The sequence below is a fragment of the Halanaerobium saccharolyticum genome, from assembly GCF_003259895.1.
Classification (GTDB): domain Bacteria; phylum Bacillota; class Halanaerobiia; order Halanaerobiales; family Halanaerobiaceae; genus Halanaerobium; species Halanaerobium saccharolyticum_A.
The window spans coordinates 67,080-93,265 of record NZ_QLME01000012.1; the positions used below are offsets into that span (position 1 = coordinate 67,080).

A 26,186-nucleotide genomic window follows, 5' to 3' on the forward strand; every position below is an offset into this window, starting at 1 on the left:
ATTGAGGTGAAAAAATGAAAAAAATATCTTTAAATGGTAAGTGGCAGTTAAATCAGACTGAGCAAGAACAATTTATTAATGCTGAAGTACCTGGCTGTGTGCATACAGATTTAATTGCAGCTGGAGAAATTGATGACCCTTTTTATAGAAATAATGAAGAAAAAGTAATGTGGATTGGAGAAAGTGACTGGGATTACAGCAGAAAATTTAGCCTGGGCTCAGAATTTATAAGTGCCAGGAAAATTATTTTAAGTGCTCAGGGTTTAGATACCCTGGCAGAAATATTTCTTAATGGTGAACAGGTTGCTGCAACAAATAATATGTATCGCAAATGGGAATTTGAAGTTCAGGATTATTTAAGAGAGGGAGAAAATGAAATTAGAGTACATTTTAATTCCCCCTTACCATATTTAAGAAAAAAAGATAAAGAGTTCCATATACCTGCCTGGAGTGTAGGAGATCACCGTCTACATGGTGGTGGCTGGCTGCGCAAACAGCCGAGTAACTTCGGCTGGGACTGGGGCCCGATGCTGGTTACCATGGGAATCTGGAAGGATATTGATTTGTTTGCTCTAAATACAGCCAGAATTGAGGAAATAAAGGTTGAACAAAATCATCTGGAATCCGGCAGTGTCGACTTAGATATTGATTTAATAACCGAAAAAATAGCTGCTGAAAATTTAGAAGTAAAGGTGGATTTTTCTCAGTCTGGAGAATCAATTTATCAAAATAATTTTGAAATTGAGGGAGAAAAGGCAAAAATAGAATTTGAAGTAGAAAATCCGGAGCTCTGGTGGCCTAATGGAATGGGTGAACAGCCGCTTTACGATCTAGAAATCTCTATTTTTGACAGCGGAGGCCAGAAATTAGATTCAGTCGAGAAAAAAATTGGCTTAAGAGAGCTGAAATTAATTACAGAAGATGACCAGTGGGGCCAATCTTTTAAGTTTGCAGCTAATGGTAAAGAATTTTTTGCCAAAGGTGCAAACTGGATACCTGCAGATGCTTTTGTCTCCAGAGTTGAAAGAAATGATTATCGTCAGCTTTTAGAATCAGCAGCAGCTGCAAATATGAATATGCTTAGAGTCTGGGGTGGTGGACTTTATGAAAAAGATGAGTTTTATGAAATCTGTGATGAACTGGGGCTGACTGTCTGGCAGGATTTTATCTTTGCCTGTGGAACTTACCCCAGCTTTGATGATGATTTTATGGCTAATGTAAAGATCGAAGCTGAAGAAAATGTTAAAAGAATAAGGCACCATGCTTCTCTGGCACTCTGGTGCGGCAACAATGAGATTGAACAGGGAATTGCAGCTCAGGAGTGGAATAATGAGGAAATAACCATGCCCTGGGATGATTATCAAAAATTATTTGATCAGTTATTACCAGAAGTAGTAGCAGATCATGATCCTCAAACAGATTACTGGCCAGGAAGTCCCCACAGTCCAAAAGGGGATCGGAATGACTTTAATAATCCTGACTGGGGAGATGCCCATCTCTGGGATGTCTGGCACGGTAAAAAACCTTTTGAATGGTACAGAACCTGTGAACATCGTTTTAACAGTGAATTTGGATTTCAATCATTTCCTGAACCAGAAACAGTTGCTGAATATACTGAGGCAGAAGATCGCAATATAACCTCTTATGTTATGGAACACCATCAGCGCAGTGGAATTGGAAATACTACAATTATGCAGTATATGCTTGACTGGTTTAAACTCCCAGAGGGCTTTGAGAATATATTATGGACAAGTCAGATTCTACAGGGCTTAGGAATTAAATATGCTGTAGAAAACTGGCGGCGTAATATGCCGCGAGCTATGGGCACACTTTACTGGCAGTTAAATGATAACTGGCCGGTAGCCAGCTGGTCTTCACTTGATTATCACGGCCGCTGGAAGGCCTTGCATTATATGGCCAAAAAGTTTTATGCTCCAATTATTATTTCAGGAATAGAAAATAATGAGGATGCAGCTGTTGAGATTCATGTTACCAGTGATAAATTTGAAAATATCAAGGGTCAGGTTAACTGGCAGTTAAGAGATGTTAGTGGTCAGCTGATTTTAGAGAATTCATTTGAAACAGAGATAAAAGCCGAAAGTAATCAGCTGTTGAGGACTCTGGAGCTTCAGGATTATGTAAATCAATATGGAATAAGAGATTTAATGCTCTGGCTGGAATTAGAAGTGGATGGAGAAATAATAGCTGATAATTTTGTTTCTTTTGCCAAACCAAAACATATGCAGCTTAAAAACCCTCGAATCAAAGCCGAAGTCGAAGCAATTAATGAGCAGAAATTTAGTATTAGCTGTAAATCTCAAAACACAGCTCTCTGGACCTGGTTAGAGTTAAAAGATATTGAAGCAGATTTTACTGATAATTTCTTCCATCTCTATCCTGGAAGAAAAATCAATTTGGAAATTAAAACTTATAAAAAAATGTCTGCAGCAGAAGTAAAAGAAAAATTAAAAATAAGATCATTAATTGATACTTATTAGACAGATTTAGCTCAAAATTAAAAATAAATAAAATAAGTGAAAGACTGATATAAAGAATTTCAGTAAAAAAGGTTGGATTATTTAAGTTTAATAAAACTTAGTAATTCAACCTTTTATGAGATTAACTATAAAAATCTGGAGATGATAAGAATGAAGAAAAATTTATTAGAAGAATTTGCCGATTCAGTTACTAAGGAAAAGGATAATTTACTAACTTTCTGGCTCAATAATTCTATAGATAAAGATTATGGAGGATTTTATGGTGAAGTATCGGTTTCCAATAAAGCTCAAACTAAAGCTGATAAGGCTTTAATTTTAAACAGTCGTATTCTCTGGAGTTTTGCTAATGCCTATCGCGAGGATAAAAATCCAGATTATTTAAAGATGGCAGATAGAGCTTATGATTATCTTTTAGCTAATTTTGAAGATAAAAAATACGGTGGTTTTTACTGGCTGCTTAATTATTTAGGAAAAGTTAAAGAAAACAAAAAGCAAATTTACGGACAGGCTTTCTGTATTTATGCTTTTAGCGAATATTATCGAGCCACTGATAATGAAGATGCATTAAAGAAAGCAGTAGATCTTTTTGCCTTAATTGAAGACAGAAGTTATGATCCAGAATACAGAGGTTATTTTGAAGCATATAATAGAGATTGGTCAGCAGCTGATGATATGAGCTTAAGTGAAAAAGATATGAATGTCGCTAAATCTATGAATACTCATCTTCATATTTTAGAAGCCTATACTAATCTCTATCGGGTCTGGCCTGATCCTGGCTTAGAATCAAAACTTAAAGAATTAATTGAAGTTGTCCTCAATAATATAGTTGACCAGAATCAGTTTCGATTTAAGCTCTTTTTTGACCAGGACTGGACATCAAAATCAGAAATTGTTTCTTATGGTCATGATATTGAAGGAAGCTGGCTGCTTTATGAGGCAGCAGAAGTATTGGGAGAACAGGTAGTCCTTGATATTGCAGAAGATTATGCTCTAAAAATGGCAGCCCAAGTTCTTAAAGAAGGGACTGCAGAAGATGGAAGTATTTATTATGAGTTTGAATCTGGTAAACTGGATAAGGACCGTCACTGGTGGCCTCAGGCAGAAGCAGTTGTCGGTTTTATTAATGCCTATCAGTTAAGTGGAGAAGAAGATTTTATTCAGGCGGCCTCAAAAGGCTGGGATTATATAGTGAAAAATATAGTTGATCAGGAAAATGGCGGCTGGTACTGGCTGGTAAGTGAGCAGGGAAAAGCAGCTTCTAAAGCTAAAATTAATGCCTGGAAGTCCCCCTATCACAGCAGTCGGGCCTGTTATGAAATCATTAATAGAATTGAGCAAATTTTAGTCTAAAAAAATAAATTGAGGTGAAAAAAATGGATTTAATGAATAAACCAGATAAGGATCAATTTCAGACTCGTCTTCGTTTATTAAAAAAGAAGAGGCAGAACTTAGTAGAAAGAAAAAATGAAAGAGTTGAACCGGGCAATGGCATTTTTTTCCGCTATAAATATCCTGTTTTAACAGCAGAACACACACCAATTTTCTGGCGCTATGATTTGGATTATGAGAGCAATCCATTTTTAATGGAAAGACAGGGTATTAATGCTACTTTTAATCCTGGTGCTATTAAAATGAATGATAAATATTATTTAGTTGTCAGAACTGAAGGCAGTGACCGCAAATCTTTTTTCTCGATAGTAGAAAGTGATAATGGGGTTGATAATTTTGAATTCTGGGATTATCCAGTAGAGATCCCCGAAACTGAAAGACCTGATATTAATGTTTACGATATGCGTCTGGTAAAACACGAAGATGGCTGGATTTATGGGATCTTCTGTACTGAAAGAAAAGATCCGGAAGCTGAACCAGGAAATACAACTGCTGCCGAAGCTCAGGCGGGTATAGTCAGAACAAAGGATCTTAAAAACTGGGAGCGGCTGCCGGACTTAGAAACCCCATCCCCTCAGCAGAGAAATGTAGTTTTACACCCGGAATTTGTGGATGGTAAATATGCATTTTATACCCGGCCCCAGGACAGCTTTATTACTACCGGTTCTGGTGGTGGAATCGGCTGGGGATTAGCAGAAGATATTGAAAATCCAAAAATTGCTACTGAAGAGATAATCGATAAGAAGTTTTATCATACAATAAAGGAAGCAAAAAATGGTCAGGGAGATGCTCCAATTAAAACTGAGGAGGGCTGGCTGCATATTGCTCATGGTGTTCGGAATACTGCTGCCGGTCTGCGCTATGTTATTTATGCCTTTATGACAGATTTAGATGACCCAACTAAAGTCATTTATAATCCTGGAGGTTATTTAATTGCACCTAAAGGAGAAGAGAGAGTGGGAGATGTCTCCAATGTTGTATTTGTAAATGGTGTTATAAAAGAGGATAATGGCAGAGTCTTAATTTACTATGCTTCCTCTGATACCAGGATTCATGTGGCAGAATCCTCAGTCAATAGATTGTTAGACTATGTTAAGAATACTCCAACAGATAAGCTGCGTTCTGCTGCTTCAGTCCAGACAAGAAAAGAATTAATCGAAAAAAATCTAAAAATAATTAATGATAAATAAGTATTATGGACTTAATGGATACAACTAAAAAGTTGTGTCCATTTTTTTCGAAATTAACTTGCAAGTTGAATTTTAAAGTGATAACTTTAATGGTAAGAATTAATTTAACTGTTTAAAAAATAAAAAATTTATAGAAATATTTAGTAATTATTAAATTAATTTAATAATTATTAAAAGGGGAGATTAAAAATGCTTTTTGAAATGTCTGTAGAAGAAATGAAAAAATATAAGGGTTCCAGTCCCAGAGCAGATGATTTTGATCAGTACTGGGAGAAAGCCCTGGCTGAAATGAAGACAGTTGATCCTAATATTGAAATTAAAGAATCTGCTTTTCAGACTGATTTTGCAGAATGCTATGATCTGTATTTTACCGGAGTTAAAGATGCTAGAATTCATGTTAAATACATAAAACCTAAAATGATTGAGAAAAAACATCCCGCTGTAATTGAGTTTCATGGTTATGGCAGTAGAATTGAAGACTGGGCAGATAAATTACAGTTTGCAGCCCGGGGATATTCTTATTTTGGAATGGACTGCCGTGGTCAGAATGCTGGTTTTTCTGAAGATGTTGGAGGAGTTAAAGGTAATACTAAAAATGGTCATATTATCAGAGGCCTGGCAGATGATCCAGATAAACTTTACTACCGCAATGTATTTTTAGACACTGCACAATTAGCTGAAATTGTAATGAAGATGGAAAGTGTTGATCAGAATAGAGTTGGTGTTTATGGTTATTCGCAGGGAGGAGCTTTAACAATTGCCTGTGCAGCTCTGGAACCTCGCATAAAAAAAGCAGCTCCAGTTTATTCATTTTTATGTGATTATAAACGGGTAACCCAGCTTGATATTGAAAATAGTGCCTATGCCGAAATTAAGGACTTTTTTAGAAAATATGACCCTTTACATATAAAGGAAGAAGAAATTTTTAATAAATTATCTTATATTGATATTCAAAATCTAGCAGATAGAATAGAGGCAGAAGTTTTAATGACAACTGCTATTTCAGATCCAGTCTGTCCACCTTCAACTCAATTTGCTGTTTATAATAAAATTGAGAGCCAAAAAGAGATGGTAATTTATCCTGACTATGGACATGAAGATTTACCCGGAATTAGAGATAGGCATTATAGATTTTTTAATGATTTATAATTTTATTTATTGATTTATAATTTTAGTTTCAATTTTTTCTTTAGGAGAGATATAAATGACAGAATTAAAAAAATTATGGCTTTATCTAAGAAAATACAAATTATTCTTTTTCGGGGCTTTATTTTTTATTATTCTAAATGTTTTATTTTCGATGATTCCTGGTTATTTAAATCGAAGAATAATTGATGATGTAATAAATGGCCAGCAAATGGAGCTTTTAGCTGGTTTTCTTGTGGCCTATATTGTGGCTAACTTACTCAGAGCAGCAGCAATTATGGTTCAGCGGTTTTTTACTGAGAGCTTATCTCAAAATATGCTTCGTGATTTAAAACAGGATCTCTATGATCACCTGCAGAAGCTTTCTTTTAACTTTTTTAATAATAATCGAACTGGAGAACTAATGTCCAGAATGACAGGTGATATGGAAGCGGTAAGAATGCTTTTTGCTGATGGAATGATTCAGTTTACAAGGGCAATTTTCTACATAGTATTTGTAATGGCGGTGCTGATTCCAGAGAGCCTCAAACTGGCGCTGGTCTCGCTGGCTTTAAGTCCTTTAATTGGATTTTTTGCCTACAGACTTGGAGTCAGGATTAAGCCTGTTTTTCGTCAGGTAAGAAGACAGTATTCTGATTTAAATTCAACTGTTCAGGAAAATATATCTGGAATCAGAATTGTTAAGGCTTTCCACCAGCAGTGTTATGAGATGGAAAAATTTGATGAGGAAAATAATAATTATTTTACTAAAAATTATAGCGCAGCAAAAATTTGGTCTAAGTATTTTCCAATCATGGAATTTCTGGGAGGGACAAGTACAGTACTGCTGCTTTTTTATGGTGGTCGGCTGGTAATTCAGGGAGAAATAACACTTGGAGTCTGGATGCAGTTTAATTCTTATCTCTGGATGCTGATTATGCCGATGCGGATGATCGGACATATTGTAAATATGTTTTCCCGGACCAGTGCTTCTGCAGAAAGAATTTTTAATATTTTAGAAACTGAACCCGAAATCAAAAACAGAGAAAATGCTCTTAAAGCTGACAGAATTACGGGAGAAGTTGAATTTAAAAATGTATCTTTAAATTATGGCGGAGAAGAAATCTTAAAAAATATTTCTTTTCATGCCAGACCTGGAGAAGCAGTTGCTATTATGGGAGCAACAGGCAGCGGTAAATCTTCACTGATTAATTTAATCCCCCGCTATTATGAAGCTACAGAGGGTCAGATTTTAATTGATGGAGTTGATAATAGAGATTATGATCTCCAGAATTTAAGAGCACAGGTTTCGATAGTAATGCAGGATGTATTTCTTTTTTCTGAGACAATAACCAATAATATTGCCTATGGAAGACCTGGACTTGATCTGGAAAAAATTAAAAGAGCGGCTGAAATAAGCAGTGCCCGTCATTTTATTGAAGAAATGGAAGATGGTTTCCAGGAGGTTGTGGGAGAGCGAGGAATGGGACTTTCCGGGGGGCAGAAACAGAGAGTTTCGCTGGCCCGGGCAATTGTAGAAGAGAGCCCAATTTTAATTCTTGATGATGCCACCTCTGCTGTAGATATGGAAACAGAACATCAGATCCAGCAGGCTTTAGAAGGAATGGAACAGAGAAGTACCCTATTTTTAATAGCCCACCGTATCTCTTCAGTCAGAAATGCAGATCAGATTTTAGTTCTGGATCATGGAGAAATTATTGAACAGGGTACACATGAACAGCTGATAAATAATAAGGGACATTATTATACAATGTTTAAAGAACAGTATAAAGAAGTAATTGATGAAGAAGAGATTGAAGAAAGGTGGGTGAATTAAATGGCCTACAATAGATATTTTGAAGATGAAGAGATGGAAAATTTAGATCCAAACAACATAAAAAGAGTTCTTGCTTATTTAAAACCATATAAATACAGGGTAGCATTTTCTCTATTTTTGATGGCTATGGCCGCCTTTGCAGATCTTTTAGGGCCTTATCTAACCAAAGTAGCGATAGACAATTATATTACTGCTGGAGATTTTAGTGGATTGACTATGATTTCCCTTGTCTATCTGGCTCTGCTTGCTGTCAACGGAATTGCTGTTCGTTTTAGAGTTCTCATTATGAGTAAAGTTGGACATAAGGTTGTAAGAAATATCAGACAGGATCTTTTTCAACATATTCAAAAATTATCTTTTAGTTATTTTGACTCAATCCCTGCCGGAAAAATTATTGTCAGGGTAATGAATAATGTTAACTCCCTCCAGAATTTATTAGAAAACGGGTTAATTAACATTATTACAGACACCTTTCGCTTTCTTGCAATTTTGATAATTATGCTCAATCTTGATCTTCGCTTAACCTTAATTTCAATTACAGTTATGCCGATTCTTATCTTTTCGATTTTTCTATTGAAAAAGAAAATCAGGATTGGCTGGCGCCGGGTTCAAAAAAAGCGTTCCAATATGAATGCCTATATTCATGAAAGCTTAACCGGAATGCAGATTACTCAGGCATTTGTGAGAGAAGAGAAAAACAGCAGTATCTTTAAAGATCTCCAGGATGATTATGTCAGCAACTGGATGAAAACAGTAATGTTATCTCACGGTATTTTCCCAATTGTACTCTTAATTAACACTACCAGTGTAATTATAATGTACTTAGTTGGGATTAGAGATTTAAATGCCGGGCTGGTAACTATCGGTACTCTTGTTGCTTTACTCCAGTATATCTGGCGTTTATGGCAGCCGATTATTAATATTAGCAATTTTTATAATCAAGTTTTAGTAGCTAATTCAGCTGCCGAGAGAATATTTGATGTCCTGGACACAGATCCGGATATTGTTGATCAGCCTGATGCTGAAGAAATGCCTGAAATCAAGGGTAGAGTAGAATTTAAAGATGTGACCTTTAGTTATGAAGAAGGTGGAGAAGTTATTCTTAAAGATATGAACTTTGAAGTTCAACCTGGTGAGACTATTGCTTTTGTGGGGGCAACTGGAGCCGGAAAAAGTACTATCATTAATTTAATGACCCGTTTTTATGATATTGATCAGGGTGATATTCTAATTGATGGTTATGATATTCAGGGGGTTAAAATTGAATCTTTAAGAAAACAAATTGGGGTTATGATGCAGGATACCTTTATTTTCTCTGGCTCTATAGCAGATAACATTCGTTATGGTAATTTAGAAGCAAGCCGAGAGGATATAGAGAAAGCTGCTGAGATTGTTTATGCAGCTGGATTTATTAGCGAAATGGAAAACGGATATGATACTGAAGTTAATGAGCGTGGTTCCCGGTTATCAGTGGGTCAGCGACAGCTGATCTCATTTGCCAGGACCATTCTTTCTGATCCTAAAATTTTAATTTTAGATGAGGCGACATCCAGTATTGATACTCAAACTGAAATTTTGATTCAGAAGGCAACTCAGGCTGTTTTAGAAGGAAGAACTTCTTTTGTGATAGCTCACAGACTTTCTACTATCAGAAATGCAGATCGAATTATGGTCCTGGATGAAGGCGAAATTATTGAAACCGGAAGTCACGAGGAATTAATGGCCAGAGAGGGACACTATCATGATTTATATATGGCTCAGTATAATAGAGTTATCTAAAATATTTAAAGTTGAATATCATTTAAATTAGAATATCTCAGCAGTATCCAGGAATAGTTGTGTAAAACAAAATACAATTTAATAAAAAACAGTAATTATTCTTGACAATGAATATTATTTCTGTATAATTACAGTATAACAATTATAAGAAAATCACTTATAAGTTAAAAACACTATAAGAAAGGGTGATTAATAATGTTTGAAAGAGTAAAGAGATTTTTTAGTGAGGTAAATTCTGAGGGGCAGAGAATCGAAAACAACCTTAGAGAAGTTAAAGATCAATACCGCAGCAATGATGACAGCAGTTACATGCAGTTTTAGGAAATAAGACTATAATGAATATTACAATCGAAAATTATAATAATCATGAAACTTAAAAGAACACTTCCTTTATTACAAATTATAAAGGGTGTTCTTTTTTTGTTTTTATTCATAATCTTTTAATATGATCGAGAAAGTGGTATAATTAATTTAGATAATTTACAACTTAAAATAACTTAAAACTATTTTTATTAATAATATTTCAAAATTCAAGGAGGTAGAAGAAATGAAGTATAGGAAATTAGGTAAAACAGGTTTTGAAGTATCAGAAGTTTCGTTTGGCGGCTGGGCAATTGGCGGCTCCTGGGGTGATGTAGAAGATGATCAGTCAATGGCAGCTTTAAGAGAGGCTGTAAATCAGGGGATCAATTTTTTTGACACAGCTGATGTTTATGGAGATGGCCGTAGTGAGCGTTTAATGGCTAAACTGAGAAAAGAGACTGATAATAAGATACATATAGCTACTAAAGCAGGAAGACGGCTTGATCCCCATACAGCTGAGGGCTATAATAAGGAAAATTTGAATAAGTTTGTAGACCGCAGCCTTAAAAATTTAGATGTAGAAACAATTGATCTGCTGCAGCTGCACTGTCCCCCAACTGAAGTTTATGAGCAGGAAGAAGTGTTTGAGGCCTTAGAAGAAATGGTTGAGGCAGGTAAAATTAAAAACTATGGAGTTAGTGTAGAGAAGGTAGAAGAAGCGATGAAGGCTTTAGAATATGATAATCTGGCTACAGTTCAGATTATTTATAATATGTTCCGCCATAAACCTGGAGATGAATTTTTAGCTAAAGCAAAAGAAAAAGGGGTAGGGGTTATCTGTAGAGTACCTCTGGCAAGTGGATTATTAACAGGTAAATTTTCTAAAGACTCCACTTTTTCTGAAGATGATCATCGTAATTACAATCGTGAGGGAGAAGCTTTTGATAAAGGAGAAACTTTCTCCGGTGTAGATTTTGAGTTAGGCTTAAAAGCAGTAGATGAATTAGAAAAAGTTAAGCCAGAGGGTTTAACAATGGCTCAGTTTGCTCTTAAGTGGATTCTAATGAACGATGCAGTTAGCTGTGTAATACCTGGTGGTAAAAAACCGTGGCAGGTAAAAGATAATGCAGCAGCATCTGAAGCAGATGATCTCTCTGATGAAGTAATGGCAAGAGTTGACGAAATCTATGATGAATATATCAGGGATAGTGTCCACCACCTCTGGTAAGTAGAATTGTGTTAAAAATTAAGCAAAAGTCTGTAAATTTAGACTTTAGTAAAAGCCTTGACAAGAAGATTAAAAGATGTATAATGAATGTAAGATAAATCATATAAGAAAATCACTAATAACTAATTTACAATAATAAGACTATAAGAAAGGGTGATTTAATAATGTTGAATTCTTTATTAACATTCATTAAAGCTACTAATAATGAGGGTAGAAGAATCGAAAGTAATATTCGTTCAGTCAAAGAAAAACAGCTGAAGCATGATTCTTTTACAAACATGAACCAGTATTAAAAACCGTTTTATTTAAAAGACACTAATTGAATAAATAAGTCAATCACATTATAACTTAAATAACTTTATAAGAGAGGATGATTGCATATGTTTAACAGTATGTTTAAATTTATAAAAGAGGCTAAGCTTGAATCTAATGAGAATCAAGCAAAGCTAAATGCATTCAAAAACTTAGGTAACTACTAAGTTCTTTATAGAAGCCGAGTAGGCTAAAATAATAATTAAAGCTAAGTAATAAGCAATAACTAATAACTAAAACTAATAAGTAAATAATTATATATAACCCTTAAATATAATAATAAAGCCACCCTCCCCGGGTGGTTTTTCGTGTTTAGGGTAGTTTTTTGTCATTTTTCTTAAAATATATTATAATAAGAATTAGAACTGAAAATATATAGGAGGTCATATTTATGAGTGTACACATTGGTGCCAAAAAAGGAGAAATTGCAGAAACTATTCTGCTGCCTGGTGATCCATTAAGAGCTAAATTTATTGCAGAAAATTATTTAGACGATGTAAAACAATACAATGATGTAAGGGGAATGTATGGATTTACAGGAACCTATAAAGGGAAAAAAGTTTCAACTCAGGGAACAGGTATGGGAATGCCATCTCTTTCAATTTATGTTAATGAATTAATTCGAGATTATGGAGTCAAGAATCTAATTAGAGTTGGTTCCTGTGGTTCTTTTAATGAGGAAGCTCAGGTGAGAGATGTAATTTTAGCTAAGGCAGCCTGCAGTAATTCTAATTTAAACAAAATGCGTTTTGATGGTAAGGATTTTGCAGCAGCAGCCAGTTTTAAGCTTTTATCAAAAGCCTATCAGGTAGCTGAAGAAAAAGGTACAGATGTAAAAGTAGGTACAATTTTAAGTTCAGATGCTTTTTATAATGATGACAAAGAGGCCTGGAAAAAATGGAAAGAATACGGGGTTTTAGGTGTAGAAATGGAATCAGCTGAGTTATTTACTTTAGCTGCTAAATATGGTGTAGATGCCTTAAGTATTTTAACCGTAAGTGATTCTCTAGTAACTGGAGAAGAGACTACATCTGAAGAAAGAGAAAAGACCTTTACTGAAATGATGGAAATAGCCCTGGAATTAGCTGAATAACTTAATATATATTTCTAAGATGATAAATATTTTAGAGCTGCTGATTAATGGTCAGACAGCTCTAAAATTTTAAATTTTTGTTTTCAAAATTCAAAAAATTAAATTTGCAAGGAGTTTAATTATGCAGGTAGATATTAATCTGGATTTAAAAGCAAAACAGGAATTAGTGATGACTCCCCAATTACAAATGGCTGTAAAAATTCTTCAATATAATAGTCTAGAATTAGAAGAATTTATTAATGAACAGGCAAAAGAAAACCCTCTGCTGAAAATAGTAGAAAATAAAGCTGATAATACTTTCAATAGTTCTACTTATAGTGGGATAAAAAAAGAATCACCTAATTATGAAAATTTTATTGCTTACCAGCCTCAATTTTGCGAGAGTTTAGAAAACCAACTTTTTGAAGTTTTAAGTGATGATCAATTAGAGCTAGGAAAGTTTATTGTAGGTAATTTAAATCATCAAGGAGAATTAAGTTTAGAATTTAAAGAAGCTGCTCAAATATTTTTTGATTCAAAAGCAGAAAAAAACATTGAGAAAATAAAAAGTATTTATAAAAAAATAAAGGGTTTAGATTTAAAAGAAGCTTTAAATTCTGTAAATCCATGTGCAGAGTATGTGAAAGCAGATTTAACTGTCAAGAGAAATGAAACTGGATTTGAAATAATATCTAACGAAAGTAATAATTTCGATTTGCAAATTAGCTCTTATTATCTAAATCTTTTAAAAAACAATAGTGATCCAGAGGTAGAAGAGTATTTAAAGAAAAAATATAAAGGAGCTCTCTGGTTAATTAAAAGCATTGAACAGCGAAAACAAACTATAATCAAAATCTTAAGGGCTGTTATAGATAAACAGTCTGATTTTTTTGAGTATGGTTTTAAGCAGTTATATACAATGACAATGCAGGAAATAGCAGAGCAGATAGAAATGCACGAATCTACAGTCAGTAGAGCTACAACAAATAAATATATTCAAACTCCACAGGGTACTGTTCCTTTTAAAATGTTTTTTAATAGTGGTATTGATAATCTTTCTTCTGTCAGTATTAAAGCTATAATTATTGAGTTAATAAAAAATGAGGACAAAAACAACCCCTTAAGTGATGCCAGGATAGTTGAGATTTTCAAAAAGGAATATGAACTTGATATTTCAAGACGAACAGTGGCTAAATACCGTAAATCACTTGCTATTAAAGGTTCAAGATCAAGATATAAAAATTAAGTCCGGATAAATTTATCTGGACTTTTTGTTTTTTTGTGAGCTGATAAATGTTATAATGTAAATAGATAAGCTAAATTGTAAAAGACTTAGCTGAAATAATGATTTTATAATGAAATAATCATTGAAAGTAGAGAGAATGGAGGTTTTAAAAATGAGAAAAGAAGAAAGAGTTTCATTTTATTCTCATTTTGTTGGATTCATACTGGCTTTAATCGGCTTAGGTCTTTTAATTTTTCGCGCACTGGAAAGTCCCGGTAAAATAATTGTAGCTGCAGTATATGGTGTTTCAGTAGCATTTTTATTTTTGTCAAGTTCTTTGTATCATGCTTTTAAGAAAGAAGATAATGAAAAATCAATCTGGCGCAAATTAGATCATTTTGCAATATTTGTGATGATTGCAGGTTCTTATACACCTGTTGCCTACCTTTATCTAGAAGGCTGGTTAAAGTGGACAATTATTGGAATTCAGTGGGGACTTGTTCTAGGAGGTTTTTTCCTGAAGTTTATGTATTTTAAAACCCCCAGAATTTTATATACTATAATTTATCTATTAATGGGTTGGGTTGGAATTTTTGCTTTTCATCAGTTATTTATGACAATGCCCACATCCAATTTAATATTAATGTTTGCCGGAGGTTTATCATTTACAGCTGGAGCAGTATTTTATATAATTAAAAAACCAGATATCTCCCCAAATTTTGGGTTTCATGAGATATTCCACTTCTTTATTTTAGCTGGTGGAATACTGCACTATCTGATGGTTTTTATTGCACTCGGTTAATAGTTGATCAAGGAGGATATTGATGGATTTAGAAGAGAATTTGATTGAAATTATTTCTTTAAGTGGAGATGTAAAAAAGAAATTTTTAGAAGCGGTTAAAAATGCCAAAAACAATGAGCCAGAGCAGGCAGAGGCCGTTTATGAAGAGGCAGATGATAAATTGATTAAAGCCCATCTAAAGCAGACTGAATTAATTAACCAGGAAGCTGGTGAAAATAAATTAGAAAGTAGTCTACTGCTCACACATGCTCAGGATCATTTGATGACAGCTATCTTGCTAAAAGATATGGCAAAAGAATTTATGGATTTATATGAGAGACTTGAAGAAAAACAATAAGCTACATTTTTAAAAGGCAGTTCATTAAGAACTGTCTTTTTTTAAAGAAAAATTGTAAAAATTGAGGTAGTTTTTATCAAGACTTTAATATTAAAAACTATTCAAAAAAATATATAAATTAGGTGGTTAGAAAATGTCAGTTAAATTTACAGAAACAGTTTTAAGAGATGGTCAGCAGTCTTTGATTGCAACCAGATTAAAAATTGAAGATATTTTGCCAATTATAACTAAGCTTGATCAGGCAGGCTATTATGCGCTAGAAGTCTGGGGAGGAGCTACTTTTGACAGCTGTATGCGCTTTTTAAATGAGGATCCCTGGGAGCGGCTCCGGAAAATTAGAAAAGAAGTTAAACAGACAAAACTGCAGATGTTATTAAGAGGTCAAAATATTCTGGGATATAAGCATTATCCTGATGATGTATTAGAAAGATTTATCAAAAAATCAGTAGAAAATGGAATTGATGTGATCAGAATTTTTGATGCTTTAAATGATATTAGAAATATGGAAAAAGCGGTAGAGTTTACAAAAAAATATGGTGCAGAAGCTCAGGGATCAATAGTTTATACAACAAGTCCTATCCACAACAGTGAGACTTTTGTTAAAAAAGCAAAAATCTTAGCTGAAAGAGGAATAGAATCTCTCTGCATAAAAGACATGGCTGGATTGTTAACTCCTTTTAAAGCTTTTGATCTGGTAAAAAAATTAAAATCAGAAATTAATTTACCAGTAGAAATTCACAGCCATAATACTGCCGGTTTTGCTTTTATGACATATTTAAAAGCAGTGGAAGCTGGAGTTGATATAATTGATACAGCAATTTCTGCTTTTAGTTCTGGCACAGCTCAGCCAACAACAGAGACTATGGCTGCAGTACTTAAAAATAGTGAATTTGATGCTTCCTTAAATGCAAAAATACTGGAAGAAGTGGGAGAATACTTTAGAGAAATCAGAAATAAGTATCAGGATTATCTTGGTTCCTATGAGGTTGACCCTCGAATTATTACAAATCAGCTGCCAGGTGGAATGCTGTCTAATTTGCGTAACCAGCTGCGGGAACAAAATCAGCTTGACCGTTATGAAGAAATATTAGAAGAAATACCTAAAGTTCGTAAAGATCTCGGCTATCCACCCCTTGTAACTCCTACCAGTCAGATTGTCGGTACTCAGGCAGTCTTTAATATTGTAACCGGGAAAAGATACGGTTTTGTTTCCAAAGAATTTAAAAATTATTTGAGAGGGATGTACGGAAGACCACCTGGAGAAATCAAGCCTGAGTTAATCGAAAAGACTATAAATAAAGAAGAAGTAATTACAAATCGGCCTGCTGATAATCTTGAGCCAGCATACGAAAAAGCTGCAGCAGAGATAAAAAATATCAGCAGCAGAGAAGAAGATATTTTATCCTATATTCTTTTTCCAGAAGTTGCAGAAAAATTCTTAAAAGAACACAGGTAATTAAATCGTTTTCGCGAATATAATTAAAAGAGTGATAAACTAAAATTTTAATTATTTATATTTCTGAAAGGAGAATTTACTGTGGAAAAAAAAATAGAAAATTTACTTAAAAAAATGACTGTTGAAGAAAAGTCAGAAATCTGTTCTGGTGCCAGCTGGTGGAAGACGGCAGCTATTGAAAGACTTGATATTCCGGCGATTATGATGGCGGATGGTCCCCATGGCTTGAGAAAACAGGATGAAGATGCTGATCATGTAGGTATCAACGAAAGCCTTGAGGCAATTTGTTTTCCAACCGCTTCTGCTTTAGCCTGTTCCTGGGATCGCGATTTAATGACTAAAATGGGGGAAGCTTTAGGAGAAGAATGTCAATCAGAAGCTGTAAATATTCTTTTAGGTCCGGGAGTGAACATTAAGCGTTCTCCTCTCTGTGGCCGCAATTTTGAATATTTTTCTGAAGACCCACTTTTAGCTTCAGAACTGGCCGCAAATTATGTTAAAGGAGTTCAGAGCCTGGGAGTCGGAACTTCTCTCAAGCATTTTGCAGCAAATAATCAGGAACACAGGCGCCTGACAGTTGATGCAGAGATTGATGAGCGAACTCTAAGAGAAATTTACTTATCAGCTTTTGAGAAGGTAGTTAAAGAAGCACAGCCCTGGACAGTAATGTGTGCCTACAATAGAGTCAATGGAACTCATGCCTCAGAACATAAAAGACTGTTAACAAATATTCTAAAAGAAGAATGGGGACACGAAGGTTTTGTAGTTTCCGACTGGGGAGCAGTAAACTATCGTGATCGGGGTGTAGAAGCAGGATTAGAGCTCGAAATGCCTTCCAGTCACGGAGATGGTAAGAAAGCTATTGTTGACGCAGTTGAAGCAGGGACTTTAAGTGAAGAAAGTCTCAATCGAGCTGCAGAACGAATCTTAAAAATTGTCCTGAAAGCAGTAGAAAAATCCAGAGATGATTTAGACTATGATAAAAAGGAACACCACAAACTGGCCCGGGAAATTGCAGCTGATTCGATGGTTTTACTTAAAAATGAAGATAAAATTTTGCCATTAGCTGAAAATGAAAGTCTGGGTGTAGTTGGAGCCTTTGCCAGAAAGCCGCGCTTTCAGGGAGGTGGCAGTTCTCATATTAACCCTTATCAGGTAGATACTGCCTACGCTGAATTAAATAAATACAGTCAGGGAGAACTTCTCTATGCTGAAGGTTATTCGATAGATGATGATCATAATAATATTGAGTTAATTGCAAAAGCAAAAGAGCTGGCAGAAAAAGTGGATAAGGTGGTTGTTTTTGCCGGCTTACCAGATCGCTACGAGTCAGAAGGTTATGATCGTGATACCCTGGAGATGCCTCCCAATCAGAATCATTTAATCAATGAGTTATCAGAGGTCAATCAAAATATAGTTGTAGTATTAAGTAATGGTTCTCCGGTTACAATGCCCTGGTTAAATAGAGTTAAGGGTGTTTTAGAAGCTTATCTAACAGGACAGGCCGGTGGAGGTGCTGCAGCTGATATTTTATTTGGTCGGGTTAATCCATCCGGAAAACTGGCAGAAACTTTCCCTCATAAATTAAGTGACAATCCTTCTTATCTGTTTTTTCCAGGAGAAAAGGATAAGGTAGAATATCGTGAAGGCATTTTTGTTGGTTATCGCTATTATGACAGCAAGGAAGTCAAGCCGCTTTTTCCATTCGGTTTTGGTTTAAGCTATACTAATTTTGAATACAGTGATTTAAAGATTGAAAAAGAAGAGATCACAGATCAGCAGCGGCTGAAACTAAACTTAAAAGTAAAAAACACAGGTAATACTTATGGCAAAGAAATTATCCAGCTCTATGTGTCTGATCCTGAGAGCACTGTAATTAAACCTGAGAAAGAATTGAAAGAATTTGCTAAAATAGAATTAGAACCGGAACAGGAAAAAATTGTAGAATTTGAGCTCGGTAAAAGAGCCTTTGCCTATTTTAATACTGAAATTGATGACTGGTATGTAGAAAGTGGAGACTATGAAATTTTAATTGGTAGTTCTTCCCGTGATATCAGACTTAAAGAAAAAATTAAGATTGAGTCAACAGTTGAGCTGCCTGATGAATATACAATTAATACTAATATTGGTGATATTGTTTCTGATCCAGAAGCTGAGAAATACTTCAATCAGCTGCTGGAAGAATATCTTAAGGGAACAGAGTTAATGGAGAGACTTGAAGGTAGAGATGATGAGATGATGGAAGCAATGTTTAAGTACATGCCTTTAAGATCACTGGCCATGTTTTCTGAAGGTGCTATCAGCAGGAACCAGGTCGAAGAAATTGTAAAGAAACTAAACCAAAACTGCTAGGGTACCGGGTACTTGTCAATTATTGGGAAATTAAATTGGAGGCTAAAAATGAGTTACTTATGGACGACAATTAAAGTTAAGGATTTAGTGGAGTCAATTGATTTTTATGAGAACATAGTTGATTTAAAAGTTCAGAGACGATTTGAAGCTGGCCCGGATAGAGAAATCGCTTTTCTGGCAGCTGCTGCAGGTCAAACTGAGATTGAATTAATTAGTGATCAGGATAAAACTAAAAGTGATATTGGAAAAGATATTTCGCTTGGTTTTGAAGTAGATTCAGTTGAAGAAAAGGTGAAATTTCTAAAAGAAAAAGGAATTGAAATTCAAAGTGGACCAATCTCACCCAATCCTCAGATAGAGTTCTTTTATGTACTTGATCCGAATGGAGTTAAAATTCAGTTTGTAGAGAATAAATAAGATGTAATTAACCTGTTGGTGTTAAAAGCCAGCGGGTTTTTTATTTTTGAAGTGATTTTAAAGGAGCATTCCTGTAATGAATAAAAATCAATATCGATAAAAAGATACCCCCTTAGTATAATACGGAGTATCAGAGGTCATGCTGATCTCTAAAAAACTAAGAAGGTATCTAATATAAATTATACCCAAAACGAAAGATTATGCAAATAAAGAATTCAACATTGGGAGTTGGAGTGGAAATCGCAAAGAATAAAACTATATGATAAAAATGATGGAACTGAAACAGAAAATTTACTTTGAATAAAGGAGATATCAATGAAAATAATAATCCATAGGGGCAGTCAGGAAATTGGCGGCTCATGTGTTGAAATACAGACTACTAACAATAAAATATTAATAAATTATTATTTAATCTGTCTACCAAAAGGGGATAATATCATCCAAATGTAGAGTTTTTCTTTGTTTTATATCCAAATGGTTAAAGAATTCAATTTGTTGAAAATAAATAATTGTCAGGGAAGATAAATTTTGTTATAATCGTAGTTAAATTAGAATTTAGTAGTCTAGGAGGAGAAAAAATGGATTTAAATGTAACACAAGCTTTTAGTATTGTTTTGTTAATTTTGGCAGTTGGTGAGTTAGTATCTATGAAGACTAAGGCGATGATCCCGTCAGTTTTTGTTTCAGCGGTATTATTCATAATTGGTTTTTGGACTATTCTTCCCGGGGATGTAGTAACTCAGAGTTCTTTTGCTACTCCAGTTGTTTATTTGTCAATGTATTTACTTTTAACTCATATGGGAACTTTAATGAGTTTAAAAGAACTTTTGGCCCAATGGAAAACAGTTGTGATTGCCCTTGGAGGTATACTAGGTATAATTACTCTTACTTTAAGTATTGGTAATTTGATTTTTGGTTGGGAAAATGTAGTTGCAGCAACTCCACCACTGACAGGAGGAGTAGTAGCTTCCATCTTAATGTCAACAGCAGCAGCTGAAAGAGGATTAACATCAATAGCTGTTCTTGCAACAGCTATGTATGTAATTCAAGGGTTTTTTGGTTATCCAATAACATCTTTTTTATTAAAAAAAGAAGCTAACCGTCTTGCTGATAAGGTGAGAAGTGGCGAAGTGAAAATGGAAGATAATAATCAGAAAAAAGAAGAGATTAAAGACAGTAGATTCAGAATGATTCCACCTCTTCCTGAAGAATATCAAACAACATATGTAATCTTATTTAAACTTGGAATTGTTGCCGCTTTAGCAGTAGCAGCTGCACCGATTTTGCATCTTAATCAATTTGTTGTTTGCATGTTATTTGGTGTTATAGGTAGGGAAATTGGCTTTTTAGAAGAAAAAGCGTTAGTCAAATCGGGATCTTTTGGGTTTTTAATTACCGTTTTAATGGCTTTCATTTTTGCAGGGCTTTCTGATGCAACACCTGAAATGTTAACCGAAATTGCTGTTCCTTTGTTTGGTATAATTGTACTTGGTCTTTCAGGTATGGCTGTAGTATCAATGTTTATTGGAAAAATGTTTGGTTATACCAAAGAGATGTCTATTTCTATAGCAATGACTGCTCTTTATGGTTTTCCACCTAACTATATATTGACCGTGGAATCAGCCCGAGCAAGCACTAAAAATGATGAAGAATATCAGTATGCGGTCAATGAGATGCTGCCAAAAATGTTGGTTGGAGGATTTACAACAGTAACTATAGCTTCAGTTATTATTGCTGGTTTCTTTGTTAAATTATTATAAATTTTATTCTGAGTTTAAATATAATTAATATAAGTTCTAAATAAGAGAGGAGATAGTAGATAATATGTTAACAAAAGTAGAAAGAATTAAAAATGATATAGAAAATTTAAGAGAGTTTAATGCAACTCCTGAAAATGGATTAACTCGTTTTTCTTTGACTGAAGAAGATCGTGAAGCCAGAAATTACTTAAAAAAAGAATTGCAGAAATTAGATGTCGAGATATATGAAGATGCAGCAGGAAGTTTAGTTGCTAGAAGAGAAGGTACAGATAAAAATGCACCTGTTGTTATGATCGGTTCTCACTTTGATTCTGTAAAAAATGGTGGTCATTTTGATGGACCAGCTGGAGTAATAATGGCTCTTGAAATTTTAAGAGTGATGGAAGAAAATGATGTAAAAACAAAATACCCTATAGAATTTGTAGCGATGATTGAAGAAGAAGGTGGACGCTTTGGCAGTGGAGTATTTGGTAGTCGAACAATGACAGGTCAAGTAGATTATCAAGAACTTTTAAATTCTAAAGATACTGATGGTATTTCCATGGCCGAAGCTTTTGAAAATTTTGGTTTTGATCCAAAAAAGATTGAAGAAGCTAAAAGAGATCCTGAAAAACTCAAGGCTTTTATTGAGCTTCATATAGAACAGGGTCCTGTTTTAGAAAATGAAGAAAAAGATGTAGGTATAGTAGATTTTGTAGTTGGTATTAATCAAATTCGAGTTAAGGTTGTGGGGAGGGCTGACCATGCAGGAACAACTCCAATGGATATGCGTAAAGACACTCTATCTTCAGCAGCTGAGGTTATTTCTGAAATCAAGAATTTTGCCTTTGAAGCTGGAAATGGTACAGTAGCTACAGTTGGAACTCTTGATGTTAAACCGGGAGCAGCCAACATTGTCCCTGCAGAAGTCGAATTTTCTGTTGATATCAGATCTAAAGAGTTAAATTGTATTGAAGAAGTAAGGGATAAGATAGATAATGCTCTTGCAGATATAAAGGCAGAATATGATGTTGATTATTCTGTACAAAATATGTTGATGGTTGAACCAGTTGAATTATCACAGGAGATCTTCAATACTTTTAAAGAAGAATCTAAAAGGATTGGTTTAAATTCTAAAGAAATGATCAGTGGTGCTGGTCATGACGCAATGATCATGGCGGCTATCACAGATGTTGGTTTGATATTTGTGCCGAGTAAAAATGGAAGAAGTCATACTCCTGAAGAATGGACGGATTATGAAGATTTACAAAAAGGAATAGAGCTTGTTTATCATACAGTTTTAAAAGTTGGTGAAAGCGAATGAATAGTGCAAGGAATCTGGCAGAAGAGTATTTTGATTATGCTGTTTCAATGCGAAGAGAATTTCATATGTATCCAGAACCAAGTATGAAAGAGGAAAGAACCTGCCGCCGGATTATAGAAGAACTTAAAAATCTAGGTTTAAAACCAAAAAAAGCTGCAGGCACCGGAGTTGTATGTGAAATACAGGGCAGCAAAAAAGCAAAAGGAAACAAAACTGTTGCTTTAAGAGCAGATATGGATGCTTTAGAACTTGAAGAAAAAAATGAGATAGAATATAAATCACAAAATGAAGGTTTAATGCATGGTTGTGGTCATGATGGTCATTCAGCAAGCTTGCTTACAGCTGCTAAAATATTGAATGACCTAAAAGATGAATTTGCAGGTACAGTCAAATTGATTTTTCAACCCGGTGAAGAAATTGCTGTTGGAGCAAAAACTATGGTTGAAGAAGGTGTAGTGAAAGATGTGAATGCGATCTTTGGAATTCACATCTGGAATGATTTAGAAAGTGGTAAAATTTCTGTAGAATCCGGTCCGCGTATGGCTTCTGTAAATCAATTTATTATTCATGTTAAAGGAAAAGGAGGACATGGATCAATGCCTCAGCAGGGAGTAGATCCTATAATGGCCGGATCAGCAATTGTAATGAACCTGCAGACTATTGTTAGTAGAGAACTGAGTCCAATGGAGCCCTCTGTTTTAAGTGTAGATATCTTTAACTCAGGTTCAAAGGGAAATGTCTTACCTGATACAGCATATTTAGAAGGGACTACTAGATGTTTTAGCAGAAAAATCAATCAGAAATTCGAAGAAATTATTAAAAGAGTTGCTCAAGAGACAGCTGAAAGCTATCGGGCTAAAGCGGAGTTAGAATATAATAAAATGACTTTGCCCTGTATTAATGATCAAAAAATTTCAAAAATTGCTCAAAAAGCAGCAGCTGAGGTTTCGGGTAAAGATTCTATTGTAAAATTAGATAAAACTACCGGTGGAGAAGACTTTTCCTTTTTTGCAGCAGAAGTTCCGGCAACTTTTGCCTTTGTAGGTTCAAGAAATGAAGCTAAAGGCGCAGATGCTCCCCATCATCATCCAGAATTTAATATAGATGAAGATTCATTAAAAACTGCTTCTGGATTATATGCACAGTTTGCTCTTGATTTTTTAAGTGAAGGGGAGGTTGAGTAATAATGGATTTCAAAGATATATTAGCAAAGCAGGAAGACTATGTTCGAGATTTAAGAAGAGAGTTTCATATGTATCCTGAAACCAGCTGGAATGAAAAAAGAACTTCTAAAAGAGTAAAAGAAGAGTTAGAAAAAATGGGAATAAGTTATCAAGAATATGCAGATACAGGTGTGGCGGCAGTTATTGAAGGTAAGAAAAAAGGAAAAACTGTTGCTTTAAGAGCTGACATGGATGCTCTAGAAGTTGAAGAAAAAACTAGTTTAGAATTTAAATCAAAAAATAAAGGAATTATGCATGCTTGTGGTCATGATGGCCATACTGCAATGTTGTTAGGTACAGCTAGAGCTCTGGCTGAAATTAAAGACCAGTTAAAAGGTAGAGTTAAACTAATTTTTCAGCCTGCTGAAGAAATGGTTCAGGGAGCTGCTAAAATGGTGGAAGCAGGAGTTTTAGAAAATGTCGATGGAATTATGGGAATTCATCTCTGGGCTAATCTGCCAACGGGAAAAATTAATATTCAAGAGGGGCCAAGAATGGCATCTGGTGATTATGTAATTGTTAATTTTACAGGTAAAGGAGGTCATGGTTCAATGCCGCATCAGGCTGTAGATCCAATAGTTATGGCATCTTCATTTATCTTAGAATCTCAGGCTATTTTAAGTCGAGAAACTGATTCCTTAGATCCTGTAGTTTTTACACTTGGCAAGATGAAATCAGGAAGTAGATTTAATGTAATTCCTGATAAATCTGAGATCGTAGGAACTTTAAGATGTTTTAAAGAAGAAACAAGAAAACAGGCCAGTGAAGCAATAAAAAGATATGCTGATAAGACAGCTAAAACATACCGGGGAGAAGCTGAAGTCGAAATTCAAAAAGGAACTCCTCCCACAATTAATGATAAAAGATGTGCAGAAATTGGTCAGGCTGCTGCCAGAAAAATTGTGTCTAAAGATAATCTGATTGAAATGGATAAAACCACGGGCAGTGAAGATATGGCATATTATTTGAGAGAAGTTCCAGGAGTAATGGCATTTGTTGGAGCTGGTTTTGAAGACGAGTCTAAAAATTATCCCCATCATAGTTCAAAATTTCATATTAATGAAGAAAGCTTAAAAACAGGAACAGGTCTTTACTTTAATTTTGCCCTGGAGTTTTTGGAGCAATACTAAAGGTATTTATTATATGATTTTAATAATCCCTACTTTTTGTGATGCTGATTAGTTCAGTATTAAACAAGAAGTAGGGATTTTTTATTGTTTAAAATTAAAGGATTGTTCTATCTTATCAAGAACTTTATATATAAAGAAAAAATTAGTAATTAATGCTAATATTTACGACATAATTTGACAAAATATTTTGAAAAGAGGGGTCAAAATGGCTGAGAATAATCGAATTTTCCGGATAATAAAAACGATAATGCTTCTAAATGAGCCTTATAAACACTGGAAAGCAAAAGATTTTGCTAATTATTTTGATATTTCAGAAAGAACTTTTCATCGTGATAAAAAAATTATGGAAGAACTTGGTGTGCCGATTTATTATGATAATAATCTAAAAGAATACAAGATTCTGGACAATTTTAGGTTCAAAGCACCTAATTTAGATCAAAAAGAAACAGAAGCTGTATTGTTAGCAGCCAAAGAATATCAAAATCGCAGTTTCCCGATGAAAAAAGAATTAGAATCAGGTCTGGCTAAAGTTTATAATTCACTGCCGGAGTTTTTAAAAAACAGCATGGTCAGTTACATAAAAAATTATGAGATTATTTCTGATCCTTTCGTTGATCTGGAAGAACATCAGCAGAAGTTTGAACAGCTCAAAAAAGCAATAAATAATGAAAATAGAATTTTAGTTAATTATTATTCTATGAGCAGTGATCAGACAACCGAGAGAAAATTAGACCCTTATAATTTGTTTTTTAATAATGGTGCTCCCTACCTCTATGCCTTCTGTCATCTGCGAAATGAAAATAGAATCTTCCGAATTGATAGGATAAAAGATATAAAAGTTACAGCAGAAGACTTTGTGCTGCCAGACGGTTTTTCTCTGGCTGAAGAATTGGATAATGCCTGGGGAGTTGAGCAGGGCAAAGAAGAGCTAGAAGTTGAAGTTAAATTTAGCGGTAGAGCAGCTCGCTTTGTGCCCGAATATCACTGGAGTGACAAACAGGAGATTGAGGAAATAAAGGGAAATGAAATTATCTTTAAGGTGAAAACCAGTAGCCGGGAAGAAATTAAACAGTGGATCTTAGGTTATGGGGCCGAAGCAGGGTGCTGCAGCCAAAGAATTTGAGAGAAGAAATGCAGCAGGAATTAGAAAAAATGCTGAAAAATTATAAGAAAAACTGATGTTTGCGACATAGGGTTGTCGCTGGGGGATGGTAAGATTAGAGTGTGAAATAATTCAATCCTTATTTTAATGGATTAATTTCACTAATCAAAAATATATTTCAAACTTTATTTTAATAGCATCTTAATTATATCAAATAAAACTAAGAAAATAAATTATTTGAATATTTTGATTTGTAATGTCAAGTATTTTGTGTAAATAAATTAATATCTTTCTTCAAATAGTTGAATTAGATTTTCTCGAGCAGCTAAAAATCCTTTTAATCTTC

Annotated in this window: 21 protein-coding genes; all 21 read left to right on the forward strand. The window is 34.5% G+C overall.

Features of this window, described 5'->3' with window-relative positions; genetic code table 11:
* Positions 1-14: 14 nt before the first annotated feature.
* The gene (locus C7958_RS09090; protein WP_111572367.1) at positions 15-2,498 is read left to right on the forward strand and encodes a beta-mannosidase; all 2,484 of its coding nucleotides are present in this window, start codon (positions 15-17) and stop codon (positions 2,496-2,498) included.
* Between the two features lie 150 nt (positions 2,499-2,648).
* On the forward strand, positions 2,649-3,848 hold the full coding sequence (locus C7958_RS09095) for an AGE family epimerase/isomerase (protein WP_111572368.1): 1,200 nt from the start codon (positions 2,649-2,651) through the stop codon (positions 3,846-3,848).
* Positions 3,849-3,871: 23 nt separating this feature from the next.
* Complete coding sequence (locus C7958_RS09100; protein WP_111572369.1) at positions 3,872-5,077, forward strand: glycoside hydrolase family 130 protein; 1,206 nt, start codon at positions 3,872-3,874, stop codon at positions 5,075-5,077.
* A 189-nt stretch (positions 5,078-5,266) separates the two neighbouring features.
* Positions 5,267-6,226 (forward strand): acetylxylan esterase, encoded by a 960-nt coding sequence (locus C7958_RS09105; RefSeq protein WP_111572370.1) that lies wholly within the window; start codon positions 5,267-5,269, stop codon positions 6,224-6,226.
* Positions 6,227-6,281: 55 nt separating this feature from the next.
* A complete protein-coding gene (locus C7958_RS09110; protein ID WP_111572371.1) occupies positions 6,282-8,039 on the forward strand; it encodes an ABC transporter ATP-binding protein in 1,758 nt (585 codons plus the stop codon).
* A complete protein-coding gene (locus tag C7958_RS09115; protein WP_111572372.1) occupies positions 8,040-9,818 on the forward strand; it encodes an ABC transporter ATP-binding protein in 1,779 nt (592 codons plus the stop codon).
* A gap of 195 nt (positions 9,819-10,013) precedes the next feature.
* Positions 10,014-10,139 carry a hypothetical protein gene (locus C7958_RS15940; RefSeq protein WP_258394136.1) on the forward strand — a complete coding sequence of 42 codons (126 nt, stop codon included), beginning with the start codon at positions 10,014-10,016 and terminating at the stop codon, positions 10,137-10,139.
* 226 nt (positions 10,140-10,365) lie between these two features.
* Positions 10,366-11,349: an aldo/keto reductase gene (locus C7958_RS09120; RefSeq protein WP_111572373.1), complete on the forward strand. Its 984-nt coding sequence runs from the start codon at positions 10,366-10,368 to the stop codon at positions 11,347-11,349.
* A gap of 164 nt (positions 11,350-11,513) precedes the next feature.
* Entirely contained in the window at positions 11,514-11,642 is a 129-nt protein-coding gene (locus C7958_RS15945) for a hypothetical protein (protein ID WP_258394137.1), read from the forward strand.
* 410 nt (positions 11,643-12,052) lie between these two features.
* Positions 12,053-12,754, forward strand: coding sequence for a purine-nucleoside phosphorylase (deoD, locus tag C7958_RS09125; protein WP_111572374.1), 702 nt, complete (start codon positions 12,053-12,055; stop codon positions 12,752-12,754).
* Between the two features lie 121 nt (positions 12,755-12,875).
* Positions 12,876-13,979: an RNA polymerase factor sigma-54 gene (locus C7958_RS09130; RefSeq protein ID WP_111572375.1), complete on the forward strand. Its 1,104-nt coding sequence runs from the start codon at positions 12,876-12,878 to the stop codon at positions 13,977-13,979.
* 151 nt (positions 13,980-14,130) lie between these two features.
* Positions 14,131-14,760, forward strand: coding sequence for a PAQR family membrane homeostasis protein TrhA (gene trhA / locus C7958_RS09135; RefSeq protein ID WP_111572376.1), 630 nt, complete (start codon positions 14,131-14,133; stop codon positions 14,758-14,760).
* Positions 14,761-14,782: 22 nt separating this feature from the next.
* Complete coding sequence (locus tag C7958_RS09140; RefSeq protein ID WP_111572377.1) at positions 14,783-15,097, forward strand: PTS lactose/cellobiose transporter subunit IIA; 315 nt, start codon at positions 14,783-14,785, stop codon at positions 15,095-15,097.
* 133 nt (positions 15,098-15,230) lie between these two features.
* Complete coding sequence (locus tag C7958_RS09145) at positions 15,231-16,553, forward strand: pyruvate carboxylase subunit B (RefSeq protein ID WP_111572378.1); 1,323 nt, start codon at positions 15,231-15,233, stop codon at positions 16,551-16,553.
* Positions 16,554-16,634: 81 nt separating this feature from the next.
* Entirely contained in the window at positions 16,635-18,905 is a 2,271-nt protein-coding gene (locus tag C7958_RS09150; protein WP_111572379.1) for a beta-glucosidase, read from the forward strand.
* A gap of 48 nt (positions 18,906-18,953) precedes the next feature.
* A complete protein-coding gene (locus C7958_RS09155) occupies positions 18,954-19,322 on the forward strand; it encodes a VOC family protein (protein ID WP_111572380.1) in 369 nt (122 codons plus the stop codon).
* Between the two features lie 578 nt (positions 19,323-19,900).
* Positions 19,901-21,082: a hypothetical protein gene (locus C7958_RS09160; protein WP_111572381.1), complete on the forward strand. Its 1,182-nt coding sequence runs from the start codon at positions 19,901-19,903 to the stop codon at positions 21,080-21,082.
* A 64-nt stretch (positions 21,083-21,146) separates the two neighbouring features.
* Positions 21,147-22,385, forward strand: coding sequence for a M20 family metallo-hydrolase (locus C7958_RS09165; protein WP_111572382.1), 1,239 nt, complete (start codon positions 21,147-21,149; stop codon positions 22,383-22,385).
* A complete protein-coding gene (locus tag C7958_RS09170; protein WP_111572383.1) occupies positions 22,382-23,569 on the forward strand; it encodes a M20 family metallopeptidase in 1,188 nt (395 codons plus the stop codon). Before C7958_RS09165 ends, C7958_RS09170 begins: the two co-directional genes overlap by 4 nt.
* 2 nt (positions 23,570-23,571) lie before the next feature.
* Positions 23,572-24,738, forward strand: coding sequence for a M20 family metallopeptidase (locus C7958_RS09175; protein ID WP_111572384.1), 1,167 nt, complete (start codon positions 23,572-23,574; stop codon positions 24,736-24,738).
* A 205-nt stretch (positions 24,739-24,943) separates the two neighbouring features.
* Positions 24,944-25,861, forward strand: coding sequence for a helix-turn-helix transcriptional regulator (locus C7958_RS09180; RefSeq protein WP_243834311.1), 918 nt, complete (start codon positions 24,944-24,946; stop codon positions 25,859-25,861).
* Positions 25,862-26,186: the final 325 nt, after the last annotated feature.